This window comes from Bacillus sp. P4_D3, from assembly GCF_056401855.1.
On sequence record NZ_JBFUIN010000016.1, the window covers coordinates 1 to 18818 of the forward strand.

General features: G+C 33.3%; 20 protein-coding genes and 5 pseudogenes. 12 read left to right on the plus strand and 13 right to left on the minus strand.

Going from position 1 to position 18818, the window contains the following annotated elements; genetic code table 11:
* Positions 1-141: 141 nt before the first annotated feature.
* On the plus strand, positions 142-1356 hold the full coding sequence (locus tag AC1DTM_RS05105; RefSeq protein ID WP_016103985.1) for a replication initiation protein: 1215 nt from the start codon (positions 142-144) through the stop codon (positions 1354-1356).
* A gap of 11 nt (positions 1357-1367) precedes the next feature.
* On the opposite strand, the pseudogene AC1DTM_RS05110 reads toward AC1DTM_RS05105, so the two are convergent.
* Positions 1368-1649, minus strand: a pseudogene (locus AC1DTM_RS05110) (IS4 family transposase); the annotation flags it as partial.
* 433 nt (positions 1650-2082) lie between these two features.
* Between AC1DTM_RS05110 and AC1DTM_RS05115 the strand changes: the two are divergent.
* A complete protein-coding gene (locus AC1DTM_RS05115; RefSeq protein ID WP_016103986.1) occupies positions 2083-2649 on the plus strand; it encodes a hypothetical protein in 567 nt (188 codons plus the stop codon).
* Between the two features lie 76 nt (positions 2650-2725).
* Here the strand turns inward: AC1DTM_RS05115 and AC1DTM_RS05120 are convergent, their stop codons facing one another.
* The 3 genes and pseudogenes from AC1DTM_RS05120 to AC1DTM_RS05130 all read right to left on the minus strand — a co-directional run.
* Positions 2726-3817, minus strand: coding sequence for a tetratricopeptide repeat-containing glycosyltransferase family 2 protein (locus AC1DTM_RS05120; protein ID WP_016103987.1), 1092 nt, complete (start codon positions 3815-3817; stop codon positions 2726-2728).
* Positions 3818-3869: 52 nt separating this feature from the next.
* Positions 3870-4043 (minus strand): hypothetical protein, encoded by a 174-nt coding sequence (locus tag AC1DTM_RS05125; protein WP_002144434.1) that lies wholly within the window; start codon positions 4041-4043, stop codon positions 3870-3872.
* A gap of 390 nt (positions 4044-4433) precedes the next feature.
* Positions 4434-4523, minus strand: a pseudogene (locus tag AC1DTM_RS05130) (YncE family protein); the annotation flags it as partial.
* A 534-nt stretch (positions 4524-5057) separates the two neighbouring features.
* Between AC1DTM_RS05130 and AC1DTM_RS05135 the strand changes: the two are divergent.
* Positions 5058-5198 carry a DUF3956 family protein gene (locus tag AC1DTM_RS05135; protein ID WP_085960943.1) on the plus strand — a complete coding sequence of 47 codons (141 nt, stop codon included), beginning with the start codon at positions 5058-5060 and terminating at the stop codon, positions 5196-5198.
* Between the two features lie 135 nt (positions 5199-5333).
* On the opposite strand, the gene AC1DTM_RS05140 is transcribed toward AC1DTM_RS05135, so the two are convergent.
* Entirely contained in the window at positions 5334-5528 is a 195-nt protein-coding gene (locus AC1DTM_RS05140; RefSeq protein WP_016103990.1) for a hypothetical protein, read from the minus strand.
* A gap of 830 nt (positions 5529-6358) precedes the next feature.
* Positions 6359-6849, minus strand: a pseudogene (locus AC1DTM_RS05145) (IS4 family transposase); the annotation flags it as partial.
* 47 nt (positions 6850-6896) lie between these two features.
* Between AC1DTM_RS05145 and AC1DTM_RS05150 the strand changes: the two are divergent.
* The 4 genes and pseudogenes from AC1DTM_RS05150 to tnpB form a co-directional block, all read left to right on the plus strand.
* Positions 6897-7061 (plus strand): annotated as a pseudogene (locus AC1DTM_RS05150) (MarR family transcriptional regulator); the annotation flags it as partial.
* A gap of 58 nt (positions 7062-7119) precedes the next feature.
* Positions 7120-7404 carry a hypothetical protein gene (locus AC1DTM_RS05155; RefSeq protein ID WP_088099839.1) on the plus strand — a complete coding sequence of 95 codons (285 nt, stop codon included), beginning with the start codon at positions 7120-7122 and terminating at the stop codon, positions 7402-7404.
* Positions 7405-7638: 234 nt separating this feature from the next.
* A complete protein-coding gene (locus AC1DTM_RS05160; RefSeq protein WP_050567182.1) occupies positions 7639-8049 on the plus strand; it encodes a hypothetical protein in 411 nt (136 codons plus the stop codon).
* A 68-nt stretch (positions 8050-8117) separates the two neighbouring features.
* Positions 8118-9239: an IS200/IS605 family element RNA-guided endonuclease TnpB gene (tnpB, locus tag AC1DTM_RS05165; RefSeq protein ID WP_088099840.1), complete on the plus strand. Its 1122-nt coding sequence runs from the start codon at positions 8118-8120 to the stop codon at positions 9237-9239.
* 808 nt (positions 9240-10047) lie between these two features.
* On the opposite strand, the gene AC1DTM_RS05170 is transcribed toward tnpB, so the two are convergent.
* The gene (locus tag AC1DTM_RS05170) at positions 10048-10743 is read right to left on the minus strand and encodes a CsxC family protein (protein WP_477000065.1); all 696 of its coding nucleotides are present in this window, start codon (positions 10741-10743) and stop codon (positions 10048-10050) included.
* 324 nt (positions 10744-11067) lie between these two features.
* Here AC1DTM_RS05170 and AC1DTM_RS05175 point away from each other — a divergent pair.
* Both AC1DTM_RS05175 and AC1DTM_RS05180 read left to right on the plus strand, forming a co-directional pair.
* Positions 11068-12024, plus strand: a pseudogene (locus AC1DTM_RS05175) (DinB/UmuC family translesion DNA polymerase); the annotation flags it as partial.
* Between the two features lie 13 nt (positions 12025-12037).
* Positions 12038-12376, plus strand: a complete 339-nt coding sequence (locus AC1DTM_RS05180; protein WP_016103995.1) for a YolD-like family protein — start codon at positions 12038-12040, stop codon at positions 12374-12376.
* Positions 12377-12488: 112 nt separating this feature from the next.
* On the opposite strand, the gene AC1DTM_RS05185 is transcribed toward AC1DTM_RS05180, so the two are convergent.
* The 3 genes from AC1DTM_RS05185 to AC1DTM_RS05195 all read right to left on the minus strand — a co-directional run bounded on the left by AC1DTM_RS05185 (position 12489) and on the right by AC1DTM_RS05195 (position 13557).
* Positions 12489-12947: a YoqH family protein gene (locus AC1DTM_RS05185; protein ID WP_016103996.1), complete on the minus strand. Its 459-nt coding sequence runs from the start codon at positions 12945-12947 to the stop codon at positions 12489-12491.
* A gap of 212 nt (positions 12948-13159) precedes the next feature.
* On the minus strand, positions 13160-13285 hold the full coding sequence (locus tag AC1DTM_RS05190; protein WP_002169341.1) for a YjcZ family sporulation protein: 126 nt from the start codon (positions 13283-13285) through the stop codon (positions 13160-13162).
* 140 nt (positions 13286-13425) lie between these two features.
* The gene (locus tag AC1DTM_RS05195; RefSeq protein WP_088038709.1) at positions 13426-13557 is read right to left on the minus strand and encodes a YjcZ family sporulation protein; all 132 of its coding nucleotides are present in this window, start codon (positions 13555-13557) and stop codon (positions 13426-13428) included.
* A gap of 311 nt (positions 13558-13868) precedes the next feature.
* On the opposite strand from AC1DTM_RS05195, the gene AC1DTM_RS05200 reads away from it, so the two are divergent.
* Positions 13869-14219 carry a hypothetical protein gene (locus tag AC1DTM_RS05200; RefSeq protein WP_477000066.1) on the plus strand — a complete coding sequence of 117 codons (351 nt, stop codon included), beginning with the start codon at positions 13869-13871 and terminating at the stop codon, positions 14217-14219.
* Between the two features lie 324 nt (positions 14220-14543).
* Here AC1DTM_RS05200 and AC1DTM_RS05205 read toward each other — a convergent pair whose 3' ends face one another.
* Both AC1DTM_RS05205 and AC1DTM_RS05210 read right to left on the minus strand, forming a co-directional pair.
* Entirely contained in the window at positions 14544-14960 is a 417-nt protein-coding gene (locus AC1DTM_RS05205) for a DUF1259 domain-containing protein (protein ID WP_088038713.1), read from the minus strand.
* A gap of 319 nt (positions 14961-15279) precedes the next feature.
* Positions 15280-15918 (minus strand): helix-turn-helix domain-containing protein, encoded by a 639-nt coding sequence (locus AC1DTM_RS05210; protein WP_088099842.1) that lies wholly within the window; start codon positions 15916-15918, stop codon positions 15280-15282.
* Between the two features lie 533 nt (positions 15919-16451).
* Between AC1DTM_RS05210 and AC1DTM_RS05215 the strand changes: the two genes are divergently transcribed.
* On the plus strand, positions 16452-16976 hold the full coding sequence (locus AC1DTM_RS05215) for a DinB family protein (protein ID WP_367959762.1): 525 nt from the start codon (positions 16452-16454) through the stop codon (positions 16974-16976).
* Between the two features lie 182 nt (positions 16977-17158).
* On the opposite strand, the gene AC1DTM_RS05220 is transcribed toward AC1DTM_RS05215, so the two are convergent.
* Positions 17159-17770, minus strand: a complete 612-nt coding sequence (locus AC1DTM_RS05220; protein ID WP_367959763.1) for a TetR/AcrR family transcriptional regulator — start codon at positions 17768-17770, stop codon at positions 17159-17161.
* Positions 17771-17998: 228 nt separating this feature from the next.
* On the opposite strand from AC1DTM_RS05220, the gene AC1DTM_RS05225 reads away from it, so the two are divergent.
* Positions 17999-18595: a peptidase inhibitor family I36 protein gene (locus AC1DTM_RS05225; RefSeq protein ID WP_367959764.1), complete on the plus strand. Its 597-nt coding sequence runs from the start codon at positions 17999-18001 to the stop codon at positions 18593-18595.
* The last annotated feature ends 223 nt before the right edge of the window (positions 18596-18818 follow it).

Consider the following 18818-nt stretch of genomic DNA (forward strand, 5'->3'; position numbering starts at 1 on the left):
CATATAAAACAAAGGACTTCTCAACTTTAATAGTGAAAATATAATTTTCTGAATTGATAAAAAAATTAACTATAACAAAGGGAATATATTTGTTATAGTTAATAGAACAGTAGAGGTAAGAAAGAAGGGACGTATGTAGGTATGTCTGAAAATCAAGATTTGCAGATTAAAGAAAATAATATTGTTTCAAAATCAAATACTTTAATTGAAGCAAATTCACGTTTAAATTTAGTAGAACAAAAAATATTACTTTGTTTGGCTAGTAATATTGAACCCAATGATCGGGATTTTAAAACTTACACATTCCCCATCAAACATTTTCATGATCTACTTGGTCTTAATGGATCTACTAAATATTCGGAGTTAAGTAAAATTACAAAGGAATTATTATCAAAAGTAATTGAAATTCGGACAGGTGAAGTGCTGATACAGGTATCTTGGCTTTCTTCAGCAATTTACAACAGAAATAAAGGAACAATTGATATGCGTTTCGATCCGTTATTAAAGCCATTTCTATTAGAATTAAGCAGCAAGTTTACAAGCTATAGATTAGCTAATGTTGTGAAATTGAAAAGCACATACGCTATACGTATTTATGAACTACTTAAACAATATGAAGATTTAAAGGAACGTACAATTAGTCTCGAAAATTTAAGGTATTACTTAGACGCAATGGATATATACCCCAACTATGCAAATTTTAAGCAACGTGTGTTAAAACCTTCTCAAAAAGAATTAGACCAAAAAACAGATATTTCTTTTGAATTTGAAGAAATTAAATTAGGCAGGAAAGTACAAAAAATTAAATTTATTATCCGTGGCCAAAAAAAGAATGATAACAATTTAGTTCATTTTGAAAAGAACTTAGATAAATTTCAACAGCCCAACACATTTGAACAAAAAATTAAAAGATTTGAAGAACGCTGTAAAGAAAAAGTGTTTCCTAAAGTGTTAAAAAAATGGGAATCTCATAAAGAAATTGTATTAGAAATAATTGAGGATATACGATTTCGTTCAGATATTGATTCTCCAATAGGTTATGTAGAATTCACTCTAAATTCCCGATTAAAAGAAATATCTGATAAAGAAATAATAAACCAAAGTAGTCAAATCGAGAATAAGCCTCATAATAATAGAGTATTAGAGATTAATAACATTATAAATTTAGTTATCAGTAAATATTCAAAATCTACAGGTGCTGTAGCTACATTTTTAGTTAAAGATACAGCAATTGAAAAACTAGTGAGAGTAGTTACATTAGAAGAAGCCGAAGCTATTTGGATAGAACATGAAGTGTTTGTCATGGATAAAATTTATGAATACATTAAAAAGAATAGAAGGAAGAAAAGATACTAGATTTAATATAGAGTTGGATCATGTTGTTTACCTGAATCTGTATGAATATGGAGGGATTGTCCACTTAATAGGATCATACTCAAGCCGAACTTCCCCCGCTGTATAGCTGCATCCACCTACACCTGGATAAACAGGCGAAAATACATCAGGAAGTTGAAATACAGTTGAATTTAGGATACGAATACGCTTGAAAATATAAGTGTATGGAGAGAGAGTAGCTTAGTTGAAGAAAACTTTTTGTTAAGAAGTTAGGCTAACACTTGTTGTAGAAATTGCATGGCTGCAGTATTAAAAATACCTGCACAGAGAGGCGCAGGTATCCAACAAGGGTGTTTCGATATGTAATTCATATTTTATCAAGATTCATTGAAAATGACAAACGAAGTAAAAGAAAATTCTGTATAATTGGTTGAGAAACAAAAAACTGACTTTCAACTCCAGTCCATATAATATACCTAAAAATAAAAATCCTACCTTATAGTTATTATAAAAAGGGCATATTTCACATATTTCTCGTTATCAGTAGTTAATAATGAAAAAAATTTTCATTATGGGGGTACTTTAAAATTTTAGCTTGATGGCGATGGGGTGCCACCCCTATTACTAAAAAATCCTATCGATATATGACATGAGCCCATTTTGAAAAATTCCTTGTCAAAAAGAAGCATATATGATGCGGAGGACATATTTTACACTATATTCCATTGGAAAGGTGAGGAAACGTATATGAATTTACATTACAAGAAAAATTTCATTATAACAAGCACGCCTTATTTTCCACATATTAATTTATCAGGCCTTCCTGAAGTAACAAGAATATCTTCATGCTTTCCTGAAACTCCAAAACCGAAAAAACAGCCAAAATCCCCCAAATCAAAAACATTCTGCTTTAGACAATTTATAGAGCATAAAATCCAGTTAGTTCCTCCTGCAAAAAAAGGAACCATCAAAGTTGATAGACAGATATTTACTACGATTGAAAAGGTGTGTTCAGAAGTAGTCACTATTTCGGGATTTATCCGTAAGACTGTTACTTATACAGCATTAGCTTATAACAAGGTAATTCCAAACTATAGAATCCAAGGTGACGTTCCCTTTCAAGGCCTTATAGAATCAAAAGACATTAAAGAGGAGTATCAATTTAGCATCCTCGAAGAAAAAATCCTTGCTAATGTTTTGGCACGTGAAGCCAATTTTAAAGACCAAAAGGAATGCCAAATATACAAATCTCCCTTTGCTTTCAATTTTATAGAGAAAGATTTTGTAAAAGTTTCCATAAAAATGAGTACTTAGGAATCTCCCACTTCAAACAGTCCGTTAGGGCGTTAAGTGGTGAGTAGTTCAAAGATGATCAAACATCCTATGATTACTAATCAATCATCATTAACTCCTCGATTACTTTAATATTATTAAGGGTCTCCTCATCAGTTGGTAAGAAACTAAGAACCATTTTATTATGATGATAAGTCTGTTTATAGTCTTTTAGCTGAAAGTAACAAAACGCTAATCGTTTATGCGGTAACCAACTTTTAAAGGGTTGTTGTTCAATGAAATGAACGGAATTAGCTAAAGGTGCTTCTATAGCTTGTTTATACCAATAGGCAGCTTGAGAAAACTGGTTATTCTTAAGAAAGAATTCGCCTAGGCGACAGCTGAATTCCGGTTGAGGAACATCGTATTCTAAAGACTGAAATGTGATTTCTTTTTCTTTTTTAAAATTTCCGATTAGATGATAACAACTAGCTAATTTATGCATAACAAAAAGCCTGTGTTCTAATTGGATTTCTTTGTAGTCTAAGAACTTGTTATAAAATTCAATGGCTTGTTTATATTTTTTATGTTTATGTAATTCTCTGGCATAATGAAATATATCGTGAACTGTCATTTTACCTTTATTCTTTTTCAAAAATTGTTCATATAGTTTGAGATTTCGATCTGATTCATTATTGGTATAATTTCTTTTATGGGTGACTATGATGTCGCTTTCGAGCGCATTATATTGATCATAAATACTCAGTTCTTCATGAACAACGCCGTACCATTGAAAATTTTTACTTGTTTTAACTAATCTATTGCGGCGAATGCTGGTTAAAACATTATTAAATTTATCAATTTCTGCATGATAAATCATGGAAACTGCATCAATATTTTGAGTGAGTGATTGTTTTAAAGCAAGTAGCTTTTGACGTTCCTCTGGTAAAAGTATATCATCCGCATCTAACCATAAAATGTAGTCCATTGAAGCTTGATGAAAGGAATAATTTCGAGCTGCCGAGAAATCATTCACCCATTTGAAATCTAAAATTTGTTGAGTCCACTTACTAGCTATTTGTTTCGTTTGATCTGTTGAGCCTGTATCTACAATAATAATTTCATCGGGGATACCTTTAACTGATTCTAAACATCTATTAAGTGTTTTTTCTTCATTTTTTACAATCATACATAAACTAATTGTAATCATCTGAACACCTCTGTTATAAATATCTTTGTTCTATTTGAATTTAGGTTTTTACCTATACCGTAGTACCTAAACGAATCTCAATAGGTGGGGCTGTAAGTAGTTCACGTTGTGGTTCTCGAACTGGTTTTATAGCTCGTAGTTCAACTATCATTTCAAGAACAATACTCCGGTACGTATTCACATCATCTAATATCTCTGTCCCAGTTTTCGAGAATGGTCCGTTCACAACCTAAATGTAGCTTTTTCTCTCCCATAAAATCATCTCATTTAGTTTATTTTTATTAATGTTTTCCTTAAAAAATGCTAAATGTAATTTTTTAAATGAGATATTGGCTTAATTTTTGGTATAATCCATGACCATCAAGCTAATATTTTGAAATATCCCCTCAACGAAAATATTATACTATCAAAGGTAAATATGGCATCAGAATGCAATCAATTATTGTAAGCACGCTATCTAGCTGTATAGCTAATGTTGCGAGTCATACCTGATTAAACGATTTTTATAACAACCAAAAAGACTCTCCTAAGTGATAGAGTCTTTTCTCATAATATTTACATAGTTTTCAAATGCGGAAGTAACCTCACTTATCAATCTTATTGTTTTATATTTTATTTAAGGATTGATTACTATACCAGATGGAACAACCCCAACTGGTATAGTAGCAATCACGCTATTTATTAGCCCATCAATCACAGAAACGTTATCGCTTCCCCATGCCCATCAACTTAACATTTTAATGTATCACCTAAATGAAAATTCCCTTTCTCTACATGTAGTTATTTTGAGAAGTCAGCTCATTTTTTCTTCTTTGGGGTGTTTACTTTTTTTAAGTTGATGGGCATGTGGCGGGACCCCTAACATAACTTATGTAAACTAGGTTTTTGGGAAATACACTGTCATATCAACGTTTGTGGTACTTTCGGGAGCTTCCGTTTACAATACCTTTTATACATCGTTGATTTTACGCTATTTCCACCTTAAAACCCTCGTTAATTCCTGCATAAACTTCACTTTGTTAACTATCAGTATATTTGTTCAGTTTTCATGTGGAAATCTATCCTCTTCGTTGTATATAGAAGTGTAAGGCAAATAACGAGAGGGCGAAAAATTATGAAACTAAAACTCACAACACAAAACGGATTTAAATCAGAATTTAACATTTCACCGTATTTTATTATTTCTATTGGGATATTAGTTATCCAACTCCACCAAGCAGGGCTCATTTGAGCCTTGTTTATTTTCGTTCGTTGTGTTCTATTCGTAAATGGCCAACCTTTTTTAGTTGTCTCAGTTGCTGGAATCGAAATTGCTAGATTAGAGATTTCTCTTCAAGTAGCATTGACTTTAATAGCGTTAGGGATTCCAATTTGTTCTTAATTAATCGATTTCGATTCCAAAAGAGGGCTTCGGCTCTCTTTTTTTATTTATCCTTATCTTTCCTTAGCAAATAAGACCAGAAAATTCTTGAACAAAAAAAGAGCGCTTTTCTTCAAAGCACTCTTCCAAAGGGATTTACCAATCCCGACGGTCATCAAAATCGCGGTCACGATCATGGTTACGTCTGCGACGACATTCATCACAATCGCAGTCACGGTCACGTCTACAACGACGGTCATCAAAATCTCTATGTCTGCGTCTACCGAACATTAAATCATCCCAAAATCTATCACAATCTCTGAAGTTCTCGAAACGACAATCATCTCTCATGAATATAAGTCCCCCCCTCATTTTAATAGGATTCATCATATTCTATGTTTAAAAGTAGAAAACAGCTTGTTTACTAGTCTATCTTCTCTACCTATTTTCATTAACAACAAATAAGACACTAAACCGATCACGGCAGCGCCTAAAACGGTTAATCCTATATACATGTTATAACCTCATCAGATGTCCATTTTGTTCAAATTTAAAAGAGCACCCTTGCCGTGGATGCTCTTAATGTGATAAGGGGTTTCCTATGAGTATTGAATGAGACACGAAGAACTTGTCCCATAATTCAATATATGCTCGTCCATCTCAAAAGGTGCAAATAAAAAGACACCTAAGTAAGGTGCCTTTTCGGAATACAAGGAGCAACTCAATGTACATATCAACATTTACCTGAACACTACTATTCTATGCTTGAAATTACCCAATATGCATGAATGTAAAATAAAAAAGAGCTCTATCCCTATTTATAGAGCTCTTTAAGCGAGTAATGGCATATTTATGTTGACCTGATATTGTATGCCGAGAACTTCCTTATGTGCAAACGAAAGAGAGCACTCCCCCAACTTAAGTGCTCTCTCGTAAAACTTATGGGGTAACTAGTTGGAAAACCGTTCTGTATTATTATATGGATCTTAACCCCAATTATACCTAGGACAAAGTTTAAATATGTTTAATATGTAATTTCTATATAACAAAGAAAAAGCGCCCGTTTTGGATGCTCTTTTCTAATCTTCTTCTATCATATTTCTGCAATGGTCACAAAGATTGTCATCTAAAGCGTACAACATCTCTGACCAGGGGATTGGAATAAGACACATCTCGCATTCCGGCCTCAGTTGAGCGGGTTTTGTTTTAAATACGACCGTTTCGAATTCTTTTCTATATATCTTAGTTGGTAACTTAAGACGTGATAAATAATATCCTTGCTTATCTTGAATAGACTTAAAGTCTTGTAAACGAAAATATCCTAAGTCACGAATATATAGTTCATTCTTTTGTGCCATACCTGTTCGAGTCGCACCATACGCCTGATCACTTCGTTTTCCTGGTTCAATTTTCACATCAGAAAATTCTCCACTCAACAAGTCATACTCTAGTTGGATTTTTACACCAGCTTTATGACTACATCCTCCGGCACCAGGATAAGTAGATGCAAATCGATCCGGCACTTGAAATGTTGTAGAATCAAGGATAAGAATACGCTCAAAGTAAGCAGAAAGAGCATGAGAAATCTTAGATAATCCCCAATTTTAGCTTGTAGAAGTGTAGTGAATACAGTTCGAAAGAAGGCTACAGAAGCCGAGTTAAATCGCCGATTAAATTGGAGAAAAGCATTCATTAGAGTTTCTTTTCTTTATTTTTTAAAGGACTTGTTCATCTCGTACCTGGTTTGTTAATTCAAACATATTATGTAATTCACCAAAGGATGATATTTGTAGGACTACACAACAAATCTTTACAAAAGCATTACGTGATATTCAACTTGAAGGAAATAAGAAAAGGTATAAATCACCTGTATATTTATTTTAAAAAAGTGCAATATCTATTGCACTTTTTTAAAAACTAAAAATCATGAACTTTTTTACCAATGGTTGCGATGACAACAAATAACACATTTACAAAAATGATTATGGTGTTTATGTTCACAACGACGATTATGATGCTTATGCTCACAACAATGGTTATGATGTTTATGCTCACAACGATGATTATGATGCTTATGCTCACAACAATGGTTATGATGTTTATGCTCACAACGATGATTATGATGCTTATGCTTACAGCAATCATTATTCCAATTCATTTTTATACCTCCTATCGAACAAGGGTTATATTATTCTATGTTTTAATAGGAAACATGCTTGTTTACTAACCTATATTAAATTCACAAAAAAATTCTATGAATATTTATTCTTAGAGGGTTAACATAACGCAATATTATTGATAGTACAAAAGGAGTTTTTTTAATTCTTTTTTAGGGCCTATTACAGCTATTGTTGGCACATATGATACTCAGACTAATCGAGTAGAGTTAAAAAATATTATAAGTGACAGAACAGGTGTTAATTATGGGGATTTAAGTTATTTACCTGAAGAATTAAGCGGTTTGCAAGTATTATCGGATTCTAGTACAGGAACGGGAGACAGCTCTACTACTGGAACACAAGATTGTGCTGTTACTGGTGGAGAAGGTAACTATATTGATTCTGGGAGTACAAATATACAAGGTGTACCTGTAAACTGGATAGTTCATGAATGCCAGATAGAAATGAAAGTAGCAGGACAGAGAAGTGTTATTCTTAATAGAACAAGTACTAGTGTCTCAGGAACTATCAATTTAAGTTATGTAGCTAGAGTGAATCTTATCATTTTAACCAAGAAAACTCCTTCCTCAAGGAACGTGAAGGGCCACAGCCCAGTGAGTGGGTGGGGGATGAATTGGCTTCGAACAAGGGATGGCATGAAGTCATCTAAATTGTTCGACATATGTAAAGTGTTACTGGACAATTTGTCATGATCACTTCACTATCTATCGAATGTATGTTTGTTGTATGATAAACACATGTCAAAATGGAGGTGAACTGAATGATGATCAATAAAGCATATAAATTTCGTATCTATCCAAATCAAGCACAAGCAACTCTAATCAATAAAACGATTGGTTGTTCTCGTTTTGTATTCAATCATTTCCTAGCTCTATGGGATAATGCATACAAAGAAACAGGTAAAGGTTTGACATATAGTACATGCTCTGCCAAACTTCCTGCCATGAAGAAAGAGTTTGTTTGGTTAAAAGAAGTAGATAGTATTGCGATTCAGTCGTCTGTTCGCAACCTTGCGGATGCTTATACACGTTTTTTCAAAAAACAAAACAGTCCCCCGCGTTTTAAATCTAAGAAAAACACTGTACAATCTTACACCACAAAGCAAACAAATGAAAACATTGCCGTTGTAGGAAATAAAATGAAATTACCGAAACTGGGTCTTATTCGATTTGCCAAAAGTCGTGAAGTAAATGGGCGTATTTTAAATGCTACAGTTAGACGGAATCCTTCTGGCAGATACTTTGTGTCATTGTTAGTGGAAACAGAAGTGCAAGAACTTCCGAAAACACATTCTTACATTGGAATGGATGTAGGACTAAAAGATTTCGCCATTTTGTCAGATGGAACAATCTATAAAAATCCGAAGTTTTTTCGATCATTAGAAGAGAAGTTGGCGAAAGCACAGCGTGTTCTTTCTAGAAGAACGAAAGGGTCTTCTAGCTGGAATAAACAACGAGTAAAGGTTGCTAGAATTCATGAATACATAAAAAACGCTAGAAAAGATTACTTGGACAAAGTCTCAACTGAAATCATCAAAAACCACGATGTTATCGGTATAGAAGATTTGCAAATATCGAATATGTTAAAGAATCATAAGTTAGCAAAAGCCATTAGTGAGGTATCATGGTCACAGTTTCGAATCATGTTAGAATATAAAGCAAAATGGTACGGCAAACAAGTCATTGTCGTATCGAAAACATTTGCTTCAAGCCAATTATGTTCCTGTTGTGGATATCAAAACAAAGACGTTAAAAATCTAAACCTACGTAAATGGGACTGCCCTTCTTGTCGTACACATCATGATAGGGATATTAACGCAAGTATTAATCTAAAGAATGAAGCAATAAGACTTCTAACCGCAAGAACTGCGGAGATAGCCTAATAAATTAGAGTTCGATAGAACTCTTTACTTAGGAATCCTCCACTTTCACTTCTAAACGAAGTAAAAGTGGGGGTAGTTCAAAGTATATGTTCAAAATAAAACTCTTTGGATAAATGTTGAACATCAACATAAGAATTGAGTAGGAAACCGGCTAAAAATATTTGGAGTTAAAACAAAATTAGGCTCTTGGGCAAGTTTGAAATTTTAAATATATATGATATTCATTTTAAATTAACATCACACAAATTATCTGTTGCAACGAAAACACTATATAGAAAATGAAGAACTACTTAGAACAGAAGGAGGACAAAATATAGCTCAAACTTATTGGGATCTGAGACATCTAAGAACCTAAGGAGTGGATCAAGTACTTTGCATAAAGATCTCCTTTTTTCGAAAAATCTAGGTATCATTTTAAATATGGCAGTAATAATTCTAGAAGTTTTTATCATAAGGACATAGCAGCTTCAGAACAGAAGAAGTCGTTTTGGAATCGTCTTTTTGGTAAAAAAATTAAAATCTAATGGTAAAGAGAATTTTGCTTTTTATTTGAAAAAAGATAAGAAGCGAGCTTTTTGTTTATTATTAGTGATGATATTTAATTTTTAGCACTATAAATGTTAGACAAGCATATATTGTAGTATTGGAATAGGTTTCACTCAATTATTTCATTTTATAGTTTTCCTTTTAAGAACACCAAAACGGGCATTGGTGTTCTTTTTAAATAGGTTGGTTTTGAAAAATAAGAAGTTTTCTTACTTACAAATGTATAAAACAAAGAAGCACTCAAAACGAGTGCTCCTTTGTTTTATACTTGTACTTGTTGTACTTGTAAAACTTTTAAAGTAAGGTCTAGTACAATTTTTTCRCGAAGAGTWYCAAATGGYTCGTTTARKTCTGTTGGACAAGGGGAAAAGTCTAATTCGAAAAATTGAGCGCTTACTAATTCACAATATGGTTGTTCATTATAAAAAACTGTATTTTCGAAGAAGTATTTGTCTAAACGTGGTARATCACCATTTTTAGGATTAATAAAGTGAGAWGTAGTATCTGAKGAAGAAGCTACTAAAGCTTGTGATAGAAAATCWGCTGCTGTTAAATCTGCAAAACCAGAAAATGGAACATTWGCRATACGATCAAATAAAGGTGCGTTACACGTGCTAGATGCATATTCRATATTTTTRCGAATATATCCTTGTACAAATAATTTTGCTCTTGTAACTCGGCGGTAATTTGTACCTGGTACTGGAGTAAATGCTACAGGAACTAACTTACATTGYGTTAAAAATACRTTTTTTAAGATACGTTTAATTTCAACTGCTGGAGGATCTAATGAAATATCRGATTCTACAACAATTTGAATTGTTCTTTCTGCTAATACAACTGGTATTTTTACAATCGGTGCTCCTGGAGTAAGAATTGGTGYTGCAGCTGCATCACTTAATGGTGTTTGAGTTTGTCCTTCTACCTGACAAGGTACATTGATTGGACATTGTTCGCTCATATTATCTAATCTCCTTTTGAAATTACTTTAGATTTTTAAAACTGTTCAATGCCAATATATTCGTTTTTTTTTATTGATGTATAAGCTTGTATAATAGGTTTTAAAATTTTTTTATTTTTTGTAGATATTTTTTTGACTTTCTCATTAAAATTTTTAAAGTAGCAAGTTCCGGGTTGAAAAATGAGTAAGTGGGTTTTAACTACGATCTGAACAGCATGGGTCTTAACCTAACCTGTGCGTTAATTTAAGTACAACCCTTCATAATATCCCTTATAAAATTTAACATAATCATACATTTAGGTTGAACTTGAGTCACTTCACCATTTAGCTTTGCAATACGTTCCTATCGAGGATTTCCACCAGTATTCCATTGACGAATTCTTCATGAATATTACCGATAGTATTCATTTATTTGCCCAAGATCCAAACGAATTCGCCACGAAATTTAAACGTGAAATATATGATCATACACGAATTGAATATACCATAGGAATTGCTCCTAACCCATTAATGAGTAAGGTTGCTTTGGATATTGAAGCAAAGAAGAACAAGGACGGGATTGCTTGTTGGAAGTACGAGAATATACCTACAAAACTATAGAGCATACGACCGCTAAGTAAGTTTTGGGGAATTTCATATAAAACTGAAGCCAAGTTAAATGGAAAAGGCATACATTCAATCGAGGATTTAGCGAATTATCAACTTAAATACTTAAAACAGAGCTTTGGTGTGATCGGAACAGAATTACATTTACATAGCCACGGAATTGACTTTAGTCGCATTTCAGAAAAATATGTTCCAGCTACAACTTCTGTAGGAAAAAGCCAAATTCTAATGCGTGACTATATAATAGAAGAATTTCCGATTGTTTTACTAGAGCATATTGAAGAAGTTTGTTATCGGCTTAGAAGACAAAATAAACTTGCTCAAACAGTTCATTTTTCTGTTGGTTATAGTAAGAGTTATTCAGGCGGATTTAGAAAGACACATACTTTAAGTCGCCCAACAAATTTAACGATGGATATTTATCATATCTGTACATACTTTTTACATCAACAATATACTGGCGAACCCATTCGCAGCATAAACATTTCTCTAACGAATCTAGTCCAGGAAGAGGAGGGAAAAATTTCTCTTTTCGATAACATAACGCAGCGAGAACAAGAAATGAAGTTAACGAAAGTAATGGATGAAATACGCACAAAGTTTGGGAAGAACAGTATTTTACGTGGGATTTCCTACACGCATAGCGCTACAACTAAATACAGAAACACATTGTAAGGGGACACAAAGCATGATGAACTCTTATATGCCCAAAGGAAGAGGTATGATAAAATGGCAAGCCTTTGCTAGTTTACCGGAACAGTTTCAAGGAATTCAAAGTATCATTCAAGAACAAACAAAAATAGAGATGCCCCTATTGGACTCACAACAATTAGAAGAAATAGAGTGTAATATTCAGCAAGCAATCTTATCAAAAGAAGAAATACACTTATCTTATTTTAGAAACGACCATATCCAACTTCATCAATGTAAAATTTTGAATATTAGTTTACTTTCATTCCCCCTGATTTTATCTCATTTCACTTGTTTTTCTCAAAAACGGATAGAAAAGTATACATTCAAAACATGACAAATAAAGAGATTAGAACATCCATGAATAAAAAAGAAAAAGCTAGATCCATGCTAGCTTTTTTACATAATTCCTATTAGCTGAAGTTTTACCTACAATATTTTTTAAAAAATCATTTACAGTATTTTATGCTATTTGTCAGGATTGGCCGTCCTAATTTCTCTGTCTTTGAATTGGAAGGACGCACTTGAATTTGAACACCTTTCATTTCAGCTGTAATAATGTCAATTCTTCCTGCCCATGTAGGACTGCCCTCTTCAACAGAGGGATACATTTTAAAACGCCAACTGATTTCATCTGGAATAAAAGCAAATCCCTCATACATGTCATAATTGCCCAAAGTACTTGGATCAGGTAAGTGAAGAGCATGGATACTTATACTTGTTCGTGGGAAACTTAGTGTCAGCTTCACCTTATACACCAATGCTACTCCTTTTGCATTCTTATCCTCTTTATTGATGGGTTCTAATATTAAACTACATGGTAAAGACGGTGAAGAATCTGCTTGAATTTGATTTGGACTTACAACAATTATCATAACCAACACTAATACCCAAATAAATTTCCGCATTTTTTCTTTCCTCCTAAATGCTTATTTGGGTTAGGTTTCCTCTCCTATTACATTCTTATTAAGTAGGACTTTTGTTGTATAACATATTCATATGAGGTTTACATAACCCCACTTATCAGTAGTACTATTTAGGAACGTCTGAGATTGGTTTTATCAATCAGATATAATATGTAAAATTTTAAAAAAGACACTCAAATGAGCGCCTCCTTTTTTCAGTATCCGAATCCGCCACCGCCGCCGCCCCAACAACTACATCCGATAATGATTAACAGGATGAACAGAACGATTAATAAAGCAAATCCGCCGCCAAAGCCACCACAAGAACCGCCAAAACTCATATTTTTTCCTCCTTCAATTAGGAGATAGAACAATGGGTACATTATTATTTTAATGGATTCACATTATTTTATGTTTTTATAAACAGAATGAGCAGGTCCGTTTAGAAATGAAGAAAAGACACTCTCAAGAGTGTCTCTCTTTAGCAGCCAAATCCACCGCCACAACAGCTAGCTCCAACTATAATTAATAAAATAAAGAGCACAACCAGTAAGGCGAAGCCACCACCAAAACCGCAGCCTCCGCCGCAACTACCACCATAACCATATCCCATATTAAATCTCTCCTTTGAGTAAGAGGGGAAATTCAAGGTCACACATATATTTTAACGGATTCACTTTACATTATGTTTTTAAGGATTAATTGAGCAGGTCCCTTCAGATCTTCTGAAAGGACTTTTTATTCACATAACCATTATTATCAATAGCAAAATAAGTCTCAATTTTTATCTATGACTCCTAAACAGAAGTAATCGTTACCGTACCCGATAAACGAAATTATAGGTGGTTACAACATGCTTACTCGTTTCATACAATATATATTGGTTAGATGACTACTCTTTTATAAAAGGAGGTAAAACAAACAATGCCTTATTCTAGTATGCCATCTCAAATGCATTACGGACAAATGATGCCTTATTCTGGTATGCCATCTCAAATGCATTCCGGACAAATGATGCCTTATTCCGGTATGCCATCTCAAATGCATTCCGGACAAATGATGCCTTATTCCGGTATGCCATCTCAAATGCATTCCGGACAAATGATGCCTTATTCTAGTATGCCATCTCAAATGCATTCCGGACAAATGATGCCTTATTCTGGTATGCCATCTCAAATGTATTCCGGACAAATGATGCCTTATTCTGGTATGCCATCTCAAATGTATTCCGGACAAATGATGCCTTATTCTGGTATGCCATCTCAAATGTATTAGAGACAAATAATACCCCACCCAGTTCTTGTTGTTGCAAGATAAACAGCACGTAATCAAATTGAAATAACTTAACAACCCACATTAGCAACAAAACATCAAGAAAAGGCATTCCAAATATGGAACGCCTTCTTTTATTTTATAAAATCATCAACCTAAACCCATTTTTCAAATATACTCTTCAACAATCTGAAATATTCCAATTAACAACACCACTTATCGGTATTCAATGTATCTAGAAAAACCCCTTCAGTTTACTTGGCAAAAGGGGTTTCGTATTTACATAATTTCCGATATAGGAAGTGAATAAATATGATTTATTTAACACTAACTCTCATTATCAGCAATTGGATAACTACTTAAAACTGAAAAAGAATTTGCCAATTTTTTTGCAAAATTTAATGGTGGTTCAACAGATTGGATATGAATATACATAATCAATGGTTTCATATATAACCAATGATTATGTAAGGCACTAACAATAATCCCCTGTTGAACAATTGATTGCATAAATAAAGGAATTTCTTCTTGTAAAATAGCAATTTCTCCAAAGTTTAACGCATTACCATTTTGATCTAACGATTCAAAAGATATCCCGACCGGTATCACAGAGATGCTTGGTCGTCCTTGAACAAACACTTTGATATTACGACGCAAAGATACAGAACAAACACCCTGATTTATGTTGCTTTTCCCATTAAAAATTTTAGCAAATTGTTCACAAAGGACGTTAAGGTTATTCATAAATCTGATGTTCCTTTCTCACTATAATAGAGTGCTGTACTACTTGAAAGTATTGATTTATATATCATACAGATAGGGTATATATGGTATCAATATATGATATAAACACACCTGGCATGCAAATATATAGGATAAAGCGAGAAACGAAGGAATAACGATGTATACCCAATACATATAAGGTTAACATAACGCATCATTATCGATAGCAAACAAAAAAGCCCATCTCTTTTTTCATAAGGGATGAGCTTTTTTATCTTTCTATTATTCTAAAAAACTTATTAAAAAGAATAAAATACAACCAAGTATTAAACTCTGTATCTTACCATCTCTTCCACCAAGGTTTTTTAGCTTCTTGATAAATTTCTTCGATTTTTTTATCAAAATCTCTATCTCGTTTTGCAATATATTCAATCATTTTTTGCATATCTTCAATTTGTTGATCTTTTTCTTTTTCTCTTTTTTTAGATTCCAACAACTGTTTTTTTATTTCAATTTCAGTTTCTTCAGATGCTTGCAACTTAGAAATTATCATTTGATTTTGTTCTTCAATTTGTTCTATTTGCTTTTGAAACGAATTTGCTAATTTTTGAATCTCATATTGCATTTTGTACGGAATTAAATTACTCTCTGATTCCTTATTTATCAAAGGTTGCACGCTCTGTATCGGTGATTCTTGCTTCTGTCTTCGTATCACTGCTACGGAAGCCGCCATATCAAGGTTTACTCCAGCTTCTTTTCTAGCTTGAATCAAATCTCTAAATGTTAACTCATCTATATCAGTAAAAATCCTTGTATTGTTTTCATTTTTCCGAAAAACATACCCTGCTTTTTCAAGGGATTGGGCATACTTCCTAACTGTACTTTCAGCAATTCCAAATGTTTTAGCAATATCATGACTTTTTAATTCCCTAGGGATTCCCTCTAACAATTCAACTTTTGTATCACCCGTATCGGCCATCGCTACCACCTCTTTCTATTTTTATAAGCGATATATCGGCGATATAATATAAATAAATAACACTTAAAATAAACATAACAAAAAATAAACAAGAATACACAAAAAATTTCAGACAAATTAAGCATATACTCGTCTTTTTTAAACATCAACATACACTATGGTTTAAAACAATCATAATCAAATTTATACAAGATTTTATACAAAAAAAAGGGAAAAGAAAATAGCAAGGATCCCAAGAATCCTTGCTATTCCAACAATGTATAAAACCATGCATAGAACGATAGAAAACGAAAACTGACAAACCCAATAATATCAAGGGTTTGTCAGTTTTATTTGCTACCGATAATTTTTGTGTTATGTTAACTAGATTTGTATAAATTATTCATGTTTTCCTTAGAAACCTTCTTCAACTAAAGGGCCAGATTGTTGAATATTTGTTATAATAAATTAAAATACAGAAAATTTTAACTTTTCCATTTCACCGCCTGGCAAAAGTACAAGAGGCCTGAGAAACAGTGGGAAGGTCGAAAAAATTGGTCATTTTGTTGAGTGAAAAAAGTTTGTTCAATTTTTGTAAAAGTGAGGGAATGCTTATGTCATCTTATTTCTTTGAAAACGGGTTACATGGGGAAAATGCTCATGTTGACCCCTTGGAGGTGTTTGAGGGTTTACGGTGGGAGATGGCTGGGGAAAAACCCTCAAACTGTCCATATTCAGTGTGGCAGATTCTAAACCATATGATTTTCTGGCAAGATTTCTATCTTGCCTACCTTAAAGGCAGGGTGCCCAATCATCCAGAACATGACGAAGACTCATGGCCTGATAAAACAGCTCCGTCATATAAAACCGAGTGGAGTGACACTCTTTTTCTATTCAGTAAAGGGCTAAAGGAAGCTGAAAACGAAGCAAAAAAAGATTTAAAGGAACTAAAAGACGCGGGATTGAAAAGGACTCGTGGTGACCTTTTAGCCACTCTTATGGCACACAACAGTTATCATACCGGACAAGTAGCACTGATTCGGCAATTAATTGGAGAATGGCCTCCACCTTCTTGGTGATACTTAGTATCTAACCGGTTACCGTTTTAAGTTTTAAAAGTTCAACAATCGAGCGCTTTAATTGAACAAACAACTAAAAGGATCTTCAATCAGAAGATCCTTTTAATATACCGATAATGATGTGTTATGTTAACTTTACATGTATGGAGTATTCATAAATTATCATTCAGACATCATAACTCTTATTCATCTTTTTTATTAGGTTCTTGGATTTGAAGTAGTTCAACAAAAACATTCAGCATATCCTGTATTTGAATTCGATTGTCTACAAAATGTTGCAAATTAAATCCATTAAAAATAGCCATGCTTGTTGTTGCTAAAGTTCTGGCATCTAATGGACTTCCGATTATACCTTCGTCTTTCATTCTCTGAAAAAAATGTGTAAGGAATGATCTCCATTCTTCCATCTGAAGAATAAGCCTTTCTTTTATTAGAGGTAATTGATTGGATATCATACATCCTTGGAGAAGCATAGGAGAAGATCCTTTTTCATAAGCTTCATTTACCAAACGCAAAGAGTGTTCTTTAAACTTATTTAGTAAATCACACTCTTTTTGAGTAAGAGCTTCCTTTAAATCTTCAAAATAAAAATCAATTCCTTCTTTTATCAGTTTCAACAAAAACTCCTCTTTATTGGAAAAATGAGTATAGAAAGCACCTTTAGAGTAACCAGCATGTTTCACAATTTGATCAACACTTGTACTAGAATAGCCTTGCTTAGAAAACAATTCAATTCCTGATTGCATTAATTTATTAATGGTGTTTTCTGATTGTTTCTGATGATAAATTCCCATAGCAACCCAACCTCCTTTTTAAAAGACTAAATATTTAGTTAATAGTAACACATTCTTCATCATATAATAAATTGATTAATACCGACCAGTTAGTACTAAAAAATAATATTTATAAAGGAGTTGATTGATGAACATGAAAAAATTAAGGTAACACTTAAATTCTTTATAAACTAAGCCTATTTTCCTTTTTTGGGGATAGGGAAAGATATCCATCTAGGAGGGATTTTCTTGAAGAAAATAGTTATTACATTACTGACTTTTGTCTTAACGATCATTCCTATTACTGCTTTTGCCGCTACAACATCAACCTCAGTTTCAAAACAAACGCCTTCAACAGAGAATATGGTTCAATTAAAAGACTTGCCTGTTATGATTGATGGTGTTAAATATGCACAAGATGATTCGCATGTAAAGAATGTAACTCAGTTTGTTTTCGATGACACTGCAAAAGCAGAAGGAGTAGTCTATGGGTTTACAAATCAAGACCGTTTAAATGCTCATTTGCAGAGTGCTGTTGTTGAGCGTCAAAAGGATACTAAGAACAATACGATTATAGCCCAAGCTATTTATTATAATTCGTATTTTTATCAACATTCTAATTACGGAGGGAATTACTTCGGAACTTCCAGTAATATTAGCTCGGTGGGTTCATATTGGAACGACAGAATCTCTTCGTTGAAGGCGGGTTACAATCATAAATGGACAGTTATGTGTTGGGATAGTAACTACAGAGGGGCAAGATTCTGGGTGCAATCCGGTATCAATGTCAGCTATGTCGGATCAACTTGGAACGATAAGGCGTCTTCCATCTTCTTTACTAATTAGACTAAAGGAATAACCATATTTTTTGTGAGAATCTTGCTTATGCAGGATTCTTTTTTGTTGTTTGTTTCAGTACTTTTTAGTACAACGCAAAGTACGTAATAGTACATTAAGGGGTACCGCCACATGCCCATCAACTTAACAATTCAGAATTACCCCAAAATGAAAAAATGAAAATAACTAATAACCGCTTCCCTATACGGTAGTTAGGGAAGCGGTTATTAAT

What these genes read in the sequence shown, in the direction of transcription:
- AC1DTM_RS05105 (WP_016103985.1), top strand. Translation starts at nt 142, where the DNA reads ATGTCTGAAAATCAAGATTTGCAGATTAAAGAAAATAATATTGTTTCA.
- AC1DTM_RS05115 (WP_016103986.1), top strand. Translation starts at nt 2,083, where the DNA reads ATGAATTTACATTACAAGAAAAATTTCATTATAACAAGCACGCCTTAT.
- AC1DTM_RS05120 (WP_016103987.1), bottom strand. Translation starts at nt 3,817, where the DNA reads ATGATTACAATTAGTTTATGTATGATTGTAAAAAATGAAGAAAAAACA.
- AC1DTM_RS05140 (WP_016103990.1), bottom strand. Translation starts at nt 5,528, where the DNA reads ATGAGAGATGATTGTCGTTTCGAGAACTTCAGAGATTGTGATAGATTT.
- AC1DTM_RS05155 (WP_088099839.1), top strand. Translation starts at nt 7,120, where the DNA reads ATGGTTGCGATGACAACAAATAACACATTTACAAAAATGATTATGGTG.
- tnpB (WP_088099840.1), top strand. Translation starts at nt 8,118, where the DNA reads ATGATGATCAATAAAGCATATAAATTTCGTATCTATCCAAATCAAGCA.
- AC1DTM_RS05180 (WP_016103995.1), top strand. Translation starts at nt 12,038, where the DNA reads ATGATGAACTCTTATATGCCCAAAGGAAGAGGTATGATAAAATGGCAA.
- AC1DTM_RS05185 (WP_016103996.1), bottom strand. Translation starts at nt 12,947, where the DNA reads ATGCGGAAATTTATTTGGGTATTAGTGTTGGTTATGATAATTGTTGTA.
- AC1DTM_RS05190 (WP_002169341.1), bottom strand. Translation starts at nt 13,285, where the DNA reads ATGAGTTTTGGCGGTTCTTGTGGTGGCTTTGGCGGCGGATTTGCTTTA.
- AC1DTM_RS05195 (WP_088038709.1), bottom strand. Translation starts at nt 13,557, where the DNA reads ATGGGATATGGTTATGGTGGTAGTTGCGGCGGAGGCTGCGGTTTTGGT.
- AC1DTM_RS05200 (WP_477000066.1), top strand. Translation starts at nt 13,869, where the DNA reads ATGCCTTATTCTAGTATGCCATCTCAAATGCATTACGGACAAATGATG.
- AC1DTM_RS05205 (WP_088038713.1), bottom strand. Translation starts at nt 14,960, where the DNA reads ATGAATAACCTTAACGTCCTTTGTGAACAATTTGCTAAAATTTTTAAT.
- AC1DTM_RS05210 (WP_088099842.1), bottom strand. Translation starts at nt 15,918, where the DNA reads ATGGCCGATACGGGTGATACAAAAGTTGAATTGTTAGAGGGAATCCCT.
- AC1DTM_RS05220 (WP_367959763.1), bottom strand. Translation starts at nt 17,770, where the DNA reads ATGGGAATTTATCATCAGAAACAATCAGAAAACACCATTAATAAATTA.